The 14,338-nt window shown below is 42.1% G+C and carries 11 protein-coding genes; 6 read left to right on the top strand and 5 right to left on the bottom strand.

Annotated features, from left to right (window positions below; genetic code table 11):
• The first annotated feature begins 78 nt into the window (after window positions 1-78).
• Window positions 79-1,317 (top strand): tetratricopeptide repeat protein, encoded by a 1,239-nt coding sequence (locus tag H6G28_RS20050; protein WP_190673489.1) that lies wholly within the window; start codon window positions 79-81, stop codon window positions 1,315-1,317.
• 51 nt (window positions 1,318-1,368) lie between these two features.
• On the opposite strand, the gene H6G28_RS20045 is transcribed toward H6G28_RS20050, so the two are convergent.
• Both H6G28_RS20045 and H6G28_RS20040 read right to left on the bottom strand, forming a co-directional pair.
• Window positions 1,369-1,887, bottom strand: a complete 519-nt coding sequence (locus tag H6G28_RS20045; protein WP_242054621.1) for a DUF6174 domain-containing protein — start codon at window positions 1,885-1,887, stop codon at window positions 1,369-1,371.
• A 290-nt stretch (window positions 1,888-2,177) separates the two neighbouring features.
• Window positions 2,178-2,360 carry a hypothetical protein gene (locus H6G28_RS20040; protein WP_190590605.1) on the bottom strand — a complete coding sequence of 61 codons (183 nt, stop codon included), beginning with the start codon at window positions 2,358-2,360 and terminating at the stop codon, window positions 2,178-2,180.
• A gap of 250 nt (window positions 2,361-2,610) precedes the next feature.
• Between H6G28_RS20040 and H6G28_RS20035 the strand changes: the two genes are divergently transcribed.
• Entirely contained in the window at window positions 2,611-3,360 is a 750-nt protein-coding gene (locus tag H6G28_RS20035) for an SDR family NAD(P)-dependent oxidoreductase (RefSeq protein ID WP_190673486.1), read from the top strand.
• 34 nt (window positions 3,361-3,394) lie between these two features.
• The gene (locus H6G28_RS20030) at window positions 3,395-4,615 is read left to right on the top strand and encodes a glutathione S-transferase family protein (RefSeq protein WP_190673483.1); all 1,221 of its coding nucleotides are present in this window, start codon (window positions 3,395-3,397) and stop codon (window positions 4,613-4,615) included.
• A 201-nt stretch (window positions 4,616-4,816) separates the two neighbouring features.
• Here H6G28_RS20030 and H6G28_RS20025 read toward each other — a convergent pair whose 3' ends face one another.
• The gene (locus H6G28_RS20025; protein ID WP_190673480.1) at window positions 4,817-5,500 is read right to left on the bottom strand and encodes a glutathione S-transferase family protein; all 684 of its coding nucleotides are present in this window, start codon (window positions 5,498-5,500) and stop codon (window positions 4,817-4,819) included.
• 442 nt (window positions 5,501-5,942) lie between these two features.
• On the opposite strand from H6G28_RS20025, the gene H6G28_RS20020 reads away from it, so the two are divergent.
• From H6G28_RS20020 to H6G28_RS20010, 3 genes are all read left to right on the top strand, one after another.
• Entirely contained in the window at window positions 5,943-6,773 is an 831-nt protein-coding gene (locus tag H6G28_RS20020; RefSeq protein ID WP_190673478.1) for a dienelactone hydrolase family protein, read from the top strand.
• A 290-nt stretch (window positions 6,774-7,063) separates the two neighbouring features.
• Window positions 7,064-7,753 carry an SDR family NAD(P)-dependent oxidoreductase gene (locus tag H6G28_RS20015; protein ID WP_190673475.1) on the top strand — a complete coding sequence of 230 codons (690 nt, stop codon included), beginning with the start codon at window positions 7,064-7,066 and terminating at the stop codon, window positions 7,751-7,753.
• 205 nt (window positions 7,754-7,958) lie between these two features.
• The gene (locus H6G28_RS20010) at window positions 7,959-8,405 is read left to right on the top strand and encodes a DUF1269 domain-containing protein (protein WP_190590598.1); all 447 of its coding nucleotides are present in this window, start codon (window positions 7,959-7,961) and stop codon (window positions 8,403-8,405) included.
• Window positions 8,406-8,698: 293 nt separating this feature from the next.
• Here H6G28_RS20010 and H6G28_RS20005 read toward each other — a convergent pair whose 3' ends face one another.
• Both H6G28_RS20005 and mgtE read right to left on the bottom strand, forming a co-directional pair.
• A complete protein-coding gene (locus tag H6G28_RS20005; protein ID WP_190673472.1) occupies window positions 8,699-11,107 on the bottom strand; it encodes a cytochrome c family protein in 2,409 nt (802 codons plus the stop codon).
• Window positions 11,108-12,441: 1,334 nt separating this feature from the next.
• Window positions 12,442-13,794 carry a magnesium transporter gene (gene mgtE / locus H6G28_RS20000; RefSeq protein ID WP_190590596.1) on the bottom strand — a complete coding sequence of 451 codons (1,353 nt, stop codon included), beginning with the start codon at window positions 13,792-13,794 and terminating at the stop codon, window positions 12,442-12,444.
• Window positions 13,795-14,338: the final 544 nt, after the last annotated feature.

Raw genomic sequence — 14,338 nt, 5'->3', positions numbered from 1 at the left:
TAAGGTAAACAGAAGAATAATTAACCGCAGATGTAGACGCAAGCCTAACCAATAATTACTGATTGAGACTGAAAAATTATGGGGAGTTCAAATAATCAGGGAATTTGCTGGTGGTTTCTCGCACAGTTTACCCGCTACAGTTTAACTTTATTCCTAAGTGCGGTAATGCTTGCTGATGTTGTGGCGGCGACACCGAAAAACCAAGGGTTGCAGATAGAACAGCAAACCACTCAACAAGATACCACTCGCGCTACTGCGAAACGCCTTTTTCAAGAGGGAATGCAGTTTTATCAACAAGGAACAGCAGAATCACTGCGACAAGCAATTAGTAAATACCAAGCAGCTTTGAAGCTTTGGCAAAAACTTGATGAGCAAAGCCGGGAAGCCGAAACTCTCAATCAACTTGGCTTAATCTACGACGATTTGGGAGAAACACAAGAAGTACTCAAATATTACAACCAAGCTCTACCAATACTCCTTGCAGTGGAGGATAGAACAGGGGAAGCCACCACCCTCAACAATATTGGCAAAGTCTACCTCTCATTAGGAGAAAGGGAAGAAGCACTAAAACACTTCAACCGAGCTTTACTGATCAGCCGTGCAGTGGGGGACAAAAAAGTGGAAGGCCTGACTCTCAACTATCTTGGTGTTATCTACAACTCATTAGAAGAACCGCAACAAGCTCTCAAATACTATAACCAAGCTTTACCAATACTTCGTGCAGTCGGGGATAGAGAACAGGAAGCCAGCACCCTGAAAAATATTAGCTTAGTCTACGCCGCTTTAGGAGAAAAGCAAGCAGCAATCAAATACCTCAACCAAGCTTTATCCATAGGCCGTGCAGTGAAAGACAAAAGAATTGAAGCCCGTACCCTCAATGATATTGGCTTTGTCTACGCCTCATTGGGAGAACCGCAAGAAGCTCTCAAATATTTTGACCAAGCTTTACCCGTACTCCGTGCAGTAGGCGAGAAAAGAAGGGAAGCCACTATCCTCCACAATATTGGCGGTATCCACAAATCATTAGGAGAACAGGAAGAAGCCCTCAAATATTACAACCAAGCTTTATCTATACGTCGTGCAGTGGGGGACAGAAAAGGGGAAATCCTCACCCTCTCTAACATGGCTTCCCTAGAATACAGACGGGGTAATTTACAACCAGCCCAAACACACATTCAAGCAGCTATTGAAATAATTGAAGAGTTACGCGCCAAAATCACTAATGCAGAACTACGTGATGCTTATTCTGCATCAGTGAGAGGCTATTACGAGTTCAACACCTATCTATTGATGGAACTGCAAAAAAAGGATTTATAAATTAGCAGTGAAAGTTAGCGATCGCTCCTATCTTCTCATCAAACGACTTGGTTAAAGTGTTTGGAAATTCTCAATTGTCAAGAACAGTTCCTCGTCAGCTATTTGAAAGCTGTAGTCGATGCTAATTTGGGTGGGATAACCACGCTGACCGTTGTACGTTACCTCAACATTATCTGCTCGACGAGCGATCGCATCTGCAATCACATTAAACAGTTTGGGAATTGTTTTGTATCTTTCAAAAAATTCTGGGTTACTAACTGGCTGACCTGTAGTTGTGGTGATGGATGCTGTAATCCCATTTCTAACAGTAATAATTACAGGCCCTCTAGCTTCAGGCACACAAAAACAACTTTTACTGAGTGTATAGCGATAATTGCGGATATTTTGTTGATTCCACAAACTGCGATTACGTCTTAATTGTTGTAAATCGCTAACTGCTGGTCTTTGTGCTATCTCTACAGTTGATTGAGATATTGCTGGTGTATTGAAACTTAAAGGCATTAATAATGCTGTGCTGATCATAATTGGCCAGCGCAACTGCATCAAGTGAGTTTTGAAATTCCTCGGCATTGGATTATTCCCTGGTGTATTTGCGGTTACAGTGCTTTATATAGCGGCTCTTACTTGCTTGTAATACAGTAGGAACCCCACCCCGCATTTGCTTACGCAAACGCTCCCCTCCCCGCTTGCGGAGAGAAGTTGCGTGCGGGGGTTCCCCCCGTTGAGCAAACTTCGGGGGAGGGGTTGGGGGTGGGGTTGAAATGTACCTCATCCAACCGAGAACCGCTATGTAACACTTAAAAATTTAGGGCTTAATCCTTGACTTGTCAAGTTACTCAGACTACATATCAACTCTTAATTTAGGGCTTTTTCGACACATCCCAAATATCTTGTTTAATTTGCTCTTTTGCAATTAGCAACTGAACTTTAATCGGTAATTTTAAAGCTGGTCGTATAGACCATAATTCTTCATCTAATAATTCTCTTTCTAAATTTATATAAATCATTAATTTATCCTTGATATCGCCAAAATTAGCAAGCAAACATAAAGTCTGCTTTTTGGTAGATGAGTTTTATCAAAAGCCGATAAAACATTTAATAAATACAGCTTATCTATTTATAAAAAATAACTTTGATAATTTATTTTTTATAAAAAACTATAAATCGATAGACAAACCGTATATTATTTAAATAATCTCTCATAGACTGTTCTAAAAATCAAGCTATTAGCAAGACAAGGCAACAATTTATTGATGAGCAATGTAGCCGTGAACTGTTAATTGGGATAAATATATGGCAGGTAAATTAGAAGGAAAAGTAGCAATTATTACTGGGGCTTCTGCGGGGATAGGTGAAGCAACTGCGATCGCCTTAGCCGCAGAGGGAGCGCAAGTAGTAATTGCAGCCAGGCGTTCTGACCGACTAGATGCAGTAGCGCAAAAGATTACTGAAAATGGCGGCAAAGCATTACCGATAGTTACAGATGTTACCGATGAAGCCCAAGTCAAAAATTTGGTAGATAAAGCGATCGCTGCCTGGGGAAGAGTTGATATTTTAGTCAACAATGCCGGGATTGCCGTTATTGGCGAGATTGATGGTGGTAACACCGCAAATTGGCGACGGATGATTGATATCAACGTTTTAGGTGTGCTGTATGCAACACACTCTGTTTTGCCAATTTTGAAAGCCCAAAATTCTGGACATATCGTCAATATCTCCTCTGTGGCAGGTCGTACAGCTAGAGCCGGGATTGGGATCTACAACGCCACAAAATGGGGTGTTAATGGTTTTTCGGAAGCGTTACGTCAAGAAGTTTACCAGCATAACATCCGCGTCACGATCATCGAACCCGGTTTAGTGGATACAGAAATCAACGACTTGATTGACGACCCCATCGCCAAGCAACGTAGTGAAGAACGACGTAAAACCGTCACCCCACTAGAAAGCGAAGATATAGCCGCAGCTATTGTCTATGCAGTCACTCAACCGCCACGGGTGAATGTCAATGAAATTCTCATCCGTCCCACACAACAGGGATGGTAATCAATTCTGCAACATTATTGGAAATTACAAAAATATGACAACTCCAACTACAGCATCTACCTGGGAACAGTTATCGGAAATTGCTCAAAAACACACCCCAGCGCGGCGGGTACGCCGACCAGGACAGTCTCCATCTACTGCACCTATTCCTAGCAGTCTGCATAAACTACCGCCAGACACCACACCACCCGTATTGCTTTACCGCGATACAAACTCTTGGTGTCCTTTTTGTGAAAGAGTGTGGTTTGCTTTAGAAGAAAAACAAATTCCCTTTGAAACAGAGTTTATTGACTTAAGCAATAAACCCAAATGGTATACGGATTTAGTTCCCACAACCCTTGTCCCAGCCGCCAAAATCGAGGGTGAGTTAGTCTACGAATCTAAAGATATTCTCTTAGCTTTAGAAGCGAGATTTCCTAGTCCGTCACTACTTCCTGAAGACCCAGAAGAAAACGCTGTAGCTAGACAGTGGGTAGAAGATGCAGAAACTAATGGTTTTCGCAATCTTGCTTATAAATTCTTGCGGGAAACTCCGACAGATGCGGATGAGTTAGCTAACTTACAAGCTACCTTTGAAACCAGTCTAGATGAGCTTGAGCAAACTTTAGGCAAATATCCAGGCCCCTACTTTTTATCAACTTTTAGCTTAGTTGATATTATGTATAGCCCCCATTTAGATAGACTGGCGGCGAATTTACCTGTGTATCGGGGCTATCAAATCAAAGGAAATCCCCGCTTCCCACGGATTAATGCTTGGTTTGCAGCGTTGAATGAACGTCCTGCTTATCATCGAGTCAAATCAGACGACACCACTAATAATTTACTGCTGCGGAGGAGGTTTGGTATTGAACCAACAGGAAACGCCTTACCTTTAAATACAGCAGATAGTAATGCTATTCAATATCGTGCCGAAGCAGCAGAAAGACTTAGCGATAACCATGAAGTTGCGATCGCAGATATTATCAAAAATTCTGGTGTGCAAGCATTGGCTATAGATGGTGATATTACCACAGTTAAAGAAGCGGTGGATTTGCATTTAAGACTGTTGGCAGAATACCTGATTCATGGTGATAGCGCCCCCTTACCAGGAGGTCGGACTGGTGGCAAAAATAGTATAGAAACAACAGTATCAGCAGTTGGCGCGATCGCTCTTGCCTACGTCAGAAATCGCGTCTGTGCGCCGCGTGATATGAGTGCTGGTGCAGCCACCGCATTCCGCGCCGCAGTTGATCAGGTTTTGGCTTCTCTGTATTAAGCTGATCAAAGGGAACAGGGAACAGTGGAGATTTTACTTGGTTTTAAACCTTGCTTCGGGGCTAGTTTTTTCCCTGTTCTCGCCCCCAAAGGCTTAATAAAAATGGGAAGCAGAAATTTCTACTTCCCAAATCACCGAACCGCAAATTTAATCACTTACTCAGAATTATGAAGAGTGAGAGTAGGTGAAAAAAGCTAAATATTACTTTTGAGCAACTGCAACACCATTAGGTTCACCAAGAACTTTAGCGAATCTTTCTAAATAGAAATTCACAGGATTTGCCACTGCTTGAATAGACTCACGACTTTCTACTGCATTCCACCATTGCAGCAAACGGGGTGTTTCTGCTGGTAAGGTGAACTTACGGAAGTGTTCGAGGACGGGTAAACGCTCAAACCAAGGATAAAAGCTGATATCAACTAAACTAAACTGTTCACCCAACCAATAAGGGCCGTTACCAGATAGCTTACCTAATCCTTCTTGTTCAATATACAAAAGTGCCTCGATAAATTCTTGCCGCCCTTGTTCTTGTTCTTGAGCATCTTTACCACGCAAGAATTTGTTAAATGCGGGGACAAAACGACTATTGGCGTAGTCAATCCAAATCCGCGCGATCGCTTTTTTGGTAGGATCATGAGGTAACAAAGCTGGCTCTGGAAAGACTTCTTCTAGATACTCATTAATCACCGCAGACTCATAAATTTCTACATCCCCATGCTTAATTGCTGGCACTTTACCATAACGGGAAACCTGCGTGAAATCTGATGGCTTGTTCTGTAAGTCAATTTCAACTGGGGTAAAGTCAATTTTCTTTTCTAGCAGAACCACGCGGGTTCTTTGAGAAAAGGTAGAGGCTTTGGCGAAGTAAAGTTGTAGGTTACTCATGAATTTTTCCTTGTATGGTAGTTTGAATGCACCTCAAAGTCTAAGCAAACAAAAGTCTACTTATCCTCTAAAGTACGATAAACCTATAGAATTACCGTAGAATACCAAGAGTATTACATATCCTTTGGGAAAATACAACACTACTTTCCACAAGTCTCTTTTGTTCATCTATACAAATAGAACTAGTAGTGTACCAACCCAGAATTGCTGTGTAGACGCAGCAAGGGAGCAGAGGAGCAGGGGAGCAGGGGGGAATGAAGGTACTTTCTCCCCAGCCCCTCTGCCCCTCTGCTATCCACCATGCAAAGTTGTCTTGGCAGACTACTAGAACGGCTAGATATGTAATACTTAGTAATAATGATTGTTAGTAAATCTAACTATCTCTAGTCTGTTAGGTCACTTTACACCACAAAACATCAGACCAAGACCAAATATCAAGACAATGAAAGAAATATCACGTCGCCAATTTATCACCACAGCCACCCTGACAACAGGCTTTGTTTTAGCAGTACAGCCTGTATTTGCTAAAGTAATTACCACCGATAGCAAGGGCTTAACGGCGGGTGCAGTGAAAATTCCGGTTAAAGATGGCGAAATTCCTGCTTATCGAGCCGTACCTAAAACGGGAAAAAATTTCCCAGTGGTTTTGGTAATTCAAGAAATTTTTGGTGTGCATGAGCATATTCAAGATGTTTGTCGTCGCTTTGCCAAGTTGGGGTATTTAGCGATCGCACCAGAATTATTTGTGCGTCAAGGTGATGTGTCAAAATTAAGCAACATAGACGAAATCCGTCCGATTGTTAGCAAAGTTCCTGATGCACAGGTACTATCTGACCTAGATGCAACAGTCAACTGGGCAGCAAAATCAGCCAAGGGAAATGCCAAGAGAGTTGGAATTACAGGCTTTTGCTGGGGTGGAAGAATTACTTGGCTATATGCTGCACATAATCCCCAAGTCAAAGCAGGTGTAGCGTGGTATGGCAGACTTGTGGGTAACTCTACAGAACTCACACCCAAACATCCCGTTGATATTGCTGCAAACTTAAAAGTACCTGTCTTGGGACTATACGGCGGTAAAGATACAGGTATACCTGTGGATACTGTAGAACAAATGCGCGATCGCCTCAAGTCCAGTAGCAGCAAATCAGAAATTATCGTTTACCCAGATGCACCCCACGCCTTTTTTGCAGATTATCGCCCATCTTACCGTGAGCAAGAAGCCAAAGAAGGCTGGCAAAAACTCCAAGCATGGTTTAAACAACATGGGGTGTAATCACAATTTTTAGGTTCACGCAGAGGCGCGGAGAGTTATTTAACGCGATGTGCAACTTATTCTTGAAACCCCTCTCCAAACCTCTCCCCTGCAAGGAGAGAGGCTTTGAATCTTGCCCCCCTTCCCTGTCTGCGACACGCTGCGCGAACGTAGGGAAGGGGTTGGGGGTTAGGTTTGAGAGAAAGTTGCACACCACGTTATTTAGAAGTGAATCATATCGAAAATAGCTGAATTAGCGAGATAAACACTAGTAAATTAAACTTGCACTGTGAATTGGAGAAATAAACTCAATGACAACCACTGCATTAATTGTTGGTGCTGGTAATGGACTGAGTGCATCCTTAGCGCGTTTGTTCGCGGCTGAGGGGATGAGCGTTGCTTTAGCCGCACGGCAGATTGATAAACTGAGTACATTGTCTCAAGAGATTGGCGCGGTTAGTTTTGCCTGTGATGCTTCTCAACCAAACGATGTCAACCAACTGTTCAACGATGTAGAACAAAAGTTAGGAGCGCCAACCGTTGTAGTTTACAATCCAAGTTTCCGAGTTACAGGTAAGTTAATTGACCTTGACCCTAGCGAAGTGGCAAAATCGCTGGAAATTACTGCTTATGGTGGCTTTTTGGTAGCTCAAGCCGCAGCTAAACGAATGTTGAAATTAGGCGAAGGGGCAATTTTCTTTACAGGTGCGTCGGCTAGTGTCAAAGGTTATCCACGTTCTGCGCCCTTTGCAATGGGTAAATTTGCTTTGCGGGGTTTAGTTCAAAGTATTGCGCGGGAACTAGCACCGCAGAATATTCACATAGCACACTTTATTATTGATGGTGGGATTCGTTCAGCAACACGTCAAGAAGCTACCGATAAACCTGATAGTTTACTAGATCCTGATGCGATCGCTCAAACTTACCTTAACATTCTCCGTCAACCCCGCAGTGCTTGGACATGGGAAGTAGAATTACGCCCTTGGGTGGAAACATTTTAGTATGGTGAATGGACAGTTATCAGCCGCATCTACATAAAAAATTCGCGCTTGCAGAGTTCAAATTTTCACAGTTGGTTACTGACTCATTCACTCCATTACCGTCATAAATATTTCTGTTTTGTATCCTACACACCTTAACAACAAGTAATTTCTAGGGTAAAAGTGGATACAGCTAAGAAGTATAAAAAATCATCGTAGAAATAGTATGAGTGAATTAGCGGTAATCAGCTTTAATGATAAATATAAAGCAGATGAAATGCTTCTAGAACTACTAAAACTGGAACAAGAGCATTTAGCTGATTTAGAAGATGCAGTTGTCATTACAAAAAATGCACAGGGTAGGATCAGGGTTAAACCCTATCATGATTTAGTTAAACCTGGTGATCTGAGTAATGAGCTTTGGGGTGGGATCATTAGCGCAACTTTTTTTCATCGCTCTCTTACCATTAAAGAAAGTGTGTTTAACAGTAGTTTTTTAACCGAAGTTGAAGCAGCTTTAACCCCTAATTCATCGGCTATATTTGTTTTGATTAACTATGCCGATACCGAAAAAATCATTGCAGAATTTCATCGGTTTGAAGGTAAGTTAATTAGAACAACTCTATCTAAAGAGCAAATTGATTATCTAAAGAAAACTCCTCAAAAAGTCTAACTAATTCTACTGGGAAAGACTAGTACAGTTCGGCGTAAATAAACCGACCATAAGAAATTGCTAGAAAGCTTGTGTTATGAATATTCTTTCTTTTTCCTTTTGATCTTTTACTTTTGCCTTGTTGTACTAGTAGTCCAGTAAACCAATTATCAAAGCTCACACATCCCCGACTTTTCAAAAAGCCGGGGATTTTAATACTTGCAACCCCTTAAAGACAAAAAAGAAGGGACGTTTTGAAAACGTCCCTGTAATTCAATCTTCAAACACTCAATGTCAGATCAAACAAAGAGGCCTTACAACTGTCTCAAGAAAGCGATAATTGCTCTTTGATCATCGCGTGTGAGAGAACGGAAGCGAGCCATAACTTCTCGTGCTTCACTTCGGTGAGTGTTGGAAAGCGCACTGTTATATGGTGGGCAAATGACATCTTGAGGTCTTGCACCGTAGTCAATCACAATCTTGTCACTGCTGGTCAGACTGCCATCATAACTAATTTGGTTAGAGTATTTACCACCTACATTTGGAGGTACAGGACATCCGCCACCTGGCAGAGTAGAAGTCCTAGCATCATCAGGTGCAGGTAAATCATGTAATTCAATTGCAGCCAGCAGTGCTTCGTCTACGTTGCGAACAACCAAAGGTTCATTAGTCACGTCTCTGTTGGTTGTTACAGTACCCGCAGGTGTAGTGTCACGGTTAAGTGCGCTCAAGAAGATACGCGCATCGTGCATGAATGGAGGGCCAACTCTACCAATACCAGCCAGAGGAGGTGTACGGAACTGATCACCAAGAGCAGTACCTTGTTGGTTAGTGAAGGAATCACTAGCAAAGTTCCGCATCAAATCATAGGTCATGAAGGTAGCAACGTTACCACCAGATGTTTGACCAAAAGCCTCAGCACGGCTAACCAGGAATGGATCGCGTGGAATTGGGGAGAATCTTTCAGCGTCAATGACTGGGCCTCTGTGGATGTTGATATCAGAGAATAGAGGAGCCCAACGGTAGCTGAGAGCATCCACAAGTGCTTGGGCATCTGGCCCCAAGGATGGGTCGCCATTAGCAGGAGATAAACCAGTTCTTTGAATGGGAGTGTGGCAGTTAACGCAACCAACCATGCGATCGCTCTGGTTAATCGCATTCGGATCTAAACCATCGCTGCCGCTTCTAGGCATCTTACCGGGAATCGTCCGGTTAGCAAAGGCAACTAAGTCGATACCAAACAATTGCGCCCCTCTTTGGACTCTAGCAGCTGGATTGTTACCAGGTAAAGGTCTAGAAGGATCTTTAGCTCTCAGGACAGCCAACAAGTCTCTACCAAATTCTGGGGGAGCTGTTGAACGGATAAAGTTACGTTCGTTAAATGGTGTGGCAACAGATAGCTCAAACTGATCAGGTGCAGGCCCATCAGCTACTTCATTTCGACAGTTGCGATTGTAAGGAGCAATAGCTGGGTCAGCAATAACTTGTTCTAGAGGAGAGAACACGTTAGTCATGCTCAAACTACCGAACATACCACCCAAAATAAACTGCAACATCTCGGAACCATTCGCCCGTAGACCAAAACGACCTACCCCTGTAGCGAGAAGTTCGTTTTGTCTTTGTTGCTGTTGTGCCGCAGGTATATTGCTAGGAATTGTATTGACCTGACCTGTAACGCAATCACCGGTACATTGGAATAAAGCGGTTTTCAGTGAGGATCTGTCGCCTCTGGCATCGGTGGGGTCAGAAGCGGCTGTAATATCTACGTTGGGAATCGCTTCTATCAACCCACGACCAATATATGGAGGCCCTGCGAACTCACTAATAGCACGTCTAAAGCCACTTGCACTTTGTTGTGTAGTCCGGTTGAAGTTAGCGAGGTTTCTATCTTCCGAAACACTAGGAATAGCATCTGGGAAGCAATCTATCCCAAATCTTGCTCTTAGTTGTTCCGTTGCTGGGCGGACGTGTTGCAAGAAACCACTATAGTTCTGACCAAACCCTGTTACACGGTTGATATTTCCATTCAGGGGGTCGAAAACGTTCGCTGATGCGGAATAGTCACCAAATACCGTAAAGGCTGCGGTTCTTCCTGTGTTGTTGACTGCATCTAACTCGCCACTAGAGGCTAGACTTAGACGACTTAAGTCAACAGAACCATCAGGCTCAACCGGATCTAAACGGCTTCCAGGCGCTCTACCACCTGTTTGGGTATTACCTGATACGATACTGAACCGAGTGGGAGTTGTTCTGCCAGCTCTACTAACGTTAGAAGTACCAGTCAATAGTCCTTCGTTGGGTACTGCTTCAACGTTATTTAAGTGACAACCCGCACATCGAGTTTGCATAGAGGTTGATCCAAAACCATCCTCAACTCGGTTGGGAGTAGTAAAGAAGGTAGAACCTTCTACAATTCTTTCCCGAATTGATGTTGGGATGGACGGATAAACCAATCTATCCAACTCTTCCAAAGTATCTACTGGGTCAAGCCCTACATCGCCAAAGGTATCACGACGTACACGTTCTACTGGACGCAGAGTACGAGTAGGAGGTTGAACTACGAAGTTTGATGCAACTTCTTGTCTGCGCCGTGCAATTAAAGTTGCATCATCGGGCAGAGCAATCTGACCAAAGACTTTTTGTGGGTTGATATAGCCTATCAGTACCGACAGACCTAACGATAAACCCACTATTAATAAAAGGAATCTTCGTTGTTTTCGCATTAACTAAGTTCCAAGCTTATTTAATATTTGAGTAATACAAACTCAAGGCTATCTATTTCGCATTAGGAGTAATACAATTCCAGAGCTACAGATTCCGCAGAGGAACTGTAACTTTTTCGTCACCAAGTACGAAGAAATCAAGCAAAGTATTGATCCCAATACTTTAGAACTTAAGTTCGCAAATAGTTGAGTAACTAATTACACTGTATATTACTACAACTTCAAAGCAAAAGGAAATTTTTATTAAGTATATACTGTTAAATATTTCTACATAAACTGTCTCAAATAAATCAAGACACTATGAAGTTAATGTGACGCTAAAGCCTAGTTTATGTAATCTTTAAAATTCAGTTATTTTCATCATGAAGTTAAAAAAAAGTTTAAAGAAAGCCTCATTAAGAAAGAGTTATGCAGCTATAGAGTAAATGCTTATGTGCTTGACATTTACTCTGGGCATTAGGCTATGATGCTTCAAAATCAAGGCTCTGAGCTAATATGCCTTGCCTTTATATAACTTAATTGGGCCAACTATATGACCTGCCAGACAATAGTTTTATCAAAATTAAATGAATTACCTCAGTACATAACATAACAGAGATAAAGACACTTTATCCCTAATTGTTGGTGAATTTCTTCAAGCAATATAAGCACACAATAAAGCTCATATACTCAGCTTCAATATTTAAACTTTGTATATCTTTAGGTTGACTTGTCATCAATATTATGTGTTATCAAATTTGATACATTTTGCTGATCTAGAATTAATTTGCTCAACAGCACATAACTTTCTATTAGTAAATAGATTTAACAAAATTTCACTACTAAATATTTAGTAATAGTTAATATTAGGAAGGATTCTCAAGAAGTAATTTGAGGAAAAGCTAGTAGTGAAGAAGTTCAATCTTTTCTAGATTGCGCTTGTAAAGATAGAGATTTAAAACCAAGCTGCATATATTCTCAATCAAATCTCTGTTGTATGAGACGGCGATGTTCTCACACTGTTGAGAGATTTAAACTTGAATGTTTGCGTTAATACTATTGATGTAGCAAATTTGGGGTGTTCAATATTTGCTATTTACCCCAAAACGATAGATGCCAGAGTCATCAATATATTTACAATCAGGACTTATATGCAGAGTGCGAAAACCTTAGATGCGCTAGAGGCTTCGCTTACTCTACAGGAATACCCAATAACTGGGGTTTGATCAAAGACACAGAGGCAACGGAGGGAATAGAGTTGAAAAAGCTGTTTACTTAAGTCCTAACGATAAAATATCATACCAAACTTCTTGGGTGATGAAATTAAACTTTACATTAAGTTAAGATGTGTTCGATCACTGGGGTAAGTGAAAAACATGCAAAGCTACAGAAATTAACGTCAGGAAAGTTAAAAAGCCGATAGTATCTAGCATAGTTGTAACTAACGGCCCACTCACTAATGCAGGGTCAAGCTTCAGGCGTTTTAAACCCATTGGTAAAAGAGTACCGAGAGTCACAGCCACTAGTGTATTAGTCGCCATGACTGTACCTGCAACCACACCAACCCAGCGTTCTTGAGGTTTCGCCCAAATCATTGATAGTGCCATCATGGTGATAGCTAAAACGACTGCTGTGCCTAAACCTGCCAGCACTTCTTTACGGAGAATTTTGAAAGTATCTCTGGGTGTGACTTCGCCGACACCCAAGCCTCTAATTGTCACAGTTAAGGCTTGAATACCCACAGTCCCGCCTGTGTTGGAGAAAATTGGCATAATGACAGCTAAGACTGGTACAGCCGCGATTACCGATTGGAAAGGAGCGATCGCACTTGCCGCACCAATGTATAATCCCATAATTGCCAATAACCACGGTAGGCGCTTACGAATGGTAACTAAGGGCGCAGATAAAGCTTCTTCATCACCACTCACCCCGGCTAATTTCTGGATGTCTTCGGTGGCTTCTTCTTCTAAAATATCAATCACATCATCAATGGTGATGATGCCGACTAACCGATCTTCCCTGTCAACTACTGGGATAGCGATTAAGTCGTAACGCTTCATGATTTGGGCGACTTCTTCTTGGGGCGTTTCGGTTTTAACTTTGATGACGCGATCGCTAGATATATCACGAATATAAACATCAGGAAAAGTAAACAATAACTGACGCAACGAAACGACTCTGACAAGTTTGCGGTTATTGTCTGTAACGTAGGCGTAGTAAATTGTTTCCTTATCTTCGTCTTGACGGCGAATTTTGCTTAAGGCTTCACCAACAGTTAAACCTTCTTGCAAACGCACATATTCTGTAGTCATCACCCGCCCAGCCGTACCTTCGGGATAACCCAGAATTGTAGCGGTTGCTTGTCTTTGTTCGGGACTGAGTTGTTGTATTAGGCGTTTAACTACCCCAGCCGGCAATTCATCAAATAATTCCGCCCGTTCATCAGGACTCATCGCCTCCATAATTTGCGCTACCTGGACATTATGCAGAGAGTTAATTAGTTCTTCCTGCACTTCTGTGGGTAGATATTCAAACACGTCAATTGCCTGGGCTTTATTTAACAGCCGAAAAGCGATCGCCCTCTGTTCTTCTGGTAATTTTGTAATATATTCACCGACATCTACGGGTTGTAACCCATTTAAGTCGCATTTCAACTGATTTAAATCAGAGACATTGAACAGTGAATCACGAATGTCCTGTGTAAGCATGAATACCTCCTATGTGCCTCCCCCGCGCCGAGAGACACGCTCACTAGCTTAGAGGAGGTTCGTACTGCCGTCTTGTGGACTTTTGTCCATAAAATTTCAACAACTCAATATCGATTGCCAAATCAAGGCATCGCTAACTGATCATCCTAACTTGGAATAGTGCGATCTGAATCAATTTTCAGTAACCACGTACTAAGTTTGTGATATTCAGTACAGGTACACTATTGATTACCCTGATTTTTCGTTAACTAGTGTCGATTGTACTATTGCTAAAATTTGTGTCAAGCAAATGTAGAGGTTTGCTGGCAAACTTCACAAAGTCAAAATATTTACATCGACTCATTAGTGTTTGTTTGAAGACTCAGGGTAGAGTGATCATAGAAGGCAGGAGGCAGGAGGCAGAAGGATCAAGCCATTTCTGTAGGTTGAGTGAAACGCAGTGTAACCCAACACAGCACATTTTAAGTATTTTTACAACAGTTGGGTGACGGCGCAATCATAGATTTACCTTGTTACCAATATCTTTTGTGCGCCTCCACCCAAC

Origin of the sequence: Nostoc sp. FACHB-190, from assembly GCF_014696905.1 — a bacterium.
GTDB lineage: Bacteria > Cyanobacteriota > Cyanobacteriia > Cyanobacteriales > Nostocaceae > Nostoc_B.
This window is presented reverse-complemented; position numbering and strand designations above follow the sequence as displayed.

What these genes read in the sequence shown, in the direction of transcription:
- H6G28_RS20020 (WP_190673478.1), top strand. Translation starts at nt 5,943, where the DNA reads ATGAAAGAAATATCACGTCGCCAATTTATCACCACAGCCACCCTGACA.
- H6G28_RS20030 (WP_190673483.1), top strand. Translation starts at nt 3,395, where the DNA reads ATGACAACTCCAACTACAGCATCTACCTGGGAACAGTTATCGGAAATT.
- mgtE (WP_190590596.1), bottom strand. Translation starts at nt 13,794, where the DNA reads ATGCTTACACAGGACATTCGTGATTCACTGTTCAATGTCTCTGATTTA.
- H6G28_RS20005 (WP_190673472.1), bottom strand. Translation starts at nt 11,107, where the DNA reads ATGCGAAAACAACGAAGATTCCTTTTATTAATAGTGGGTTTATCGTTA.
- H6G28_RS20045 (WP_242054621.1), bottom strand. Translation starts at nt 1,887, where the DNA reads ATGCCGAGGAATTTCAAAACTCACTTGATGCAGTTGCGCTGGCCAATT.
- H6G28_RS20050 (WP_190673489.1), top strand. Translation starts at nt 79, where the DNA reads ATGGGGAGTTCAAATAATCAGGGAATTTGCTGGTGGTTTCTCGCACAG.
- H6G28_RS20025 (WP_190673480.1), bottom strand. Translation starts at nt 5,500, where the DNA reads ATGAGTAACCTACAACTTTACTTCGCCAAAGCCTCTACCTTTTCTCAA.
- H6G28_RS20035 (WP_190673486.1), top strand. Translation starts at nt 2,611, where the DNA reads ATGGCAGGTAAATTAGAAGGAAAAGTAGCAATTATTACTGGGGCTTCT.
- H6G28_RS20010 (WP_190590598.1), top strand. Translation starts at nt 7,959, where the DNA reads ATGAGTGAATTAGCGGTAATCAGCTTTAATGATAAATATAAAGCAGAT.
- H6G28_RS20015 (WP_190673475.1), top strand. Translation starts at nt 7,064, where the DNA reads ATGACAACCACTGCATTAATTGTTGGTGCTGGTAATGGACTGAGTGCA.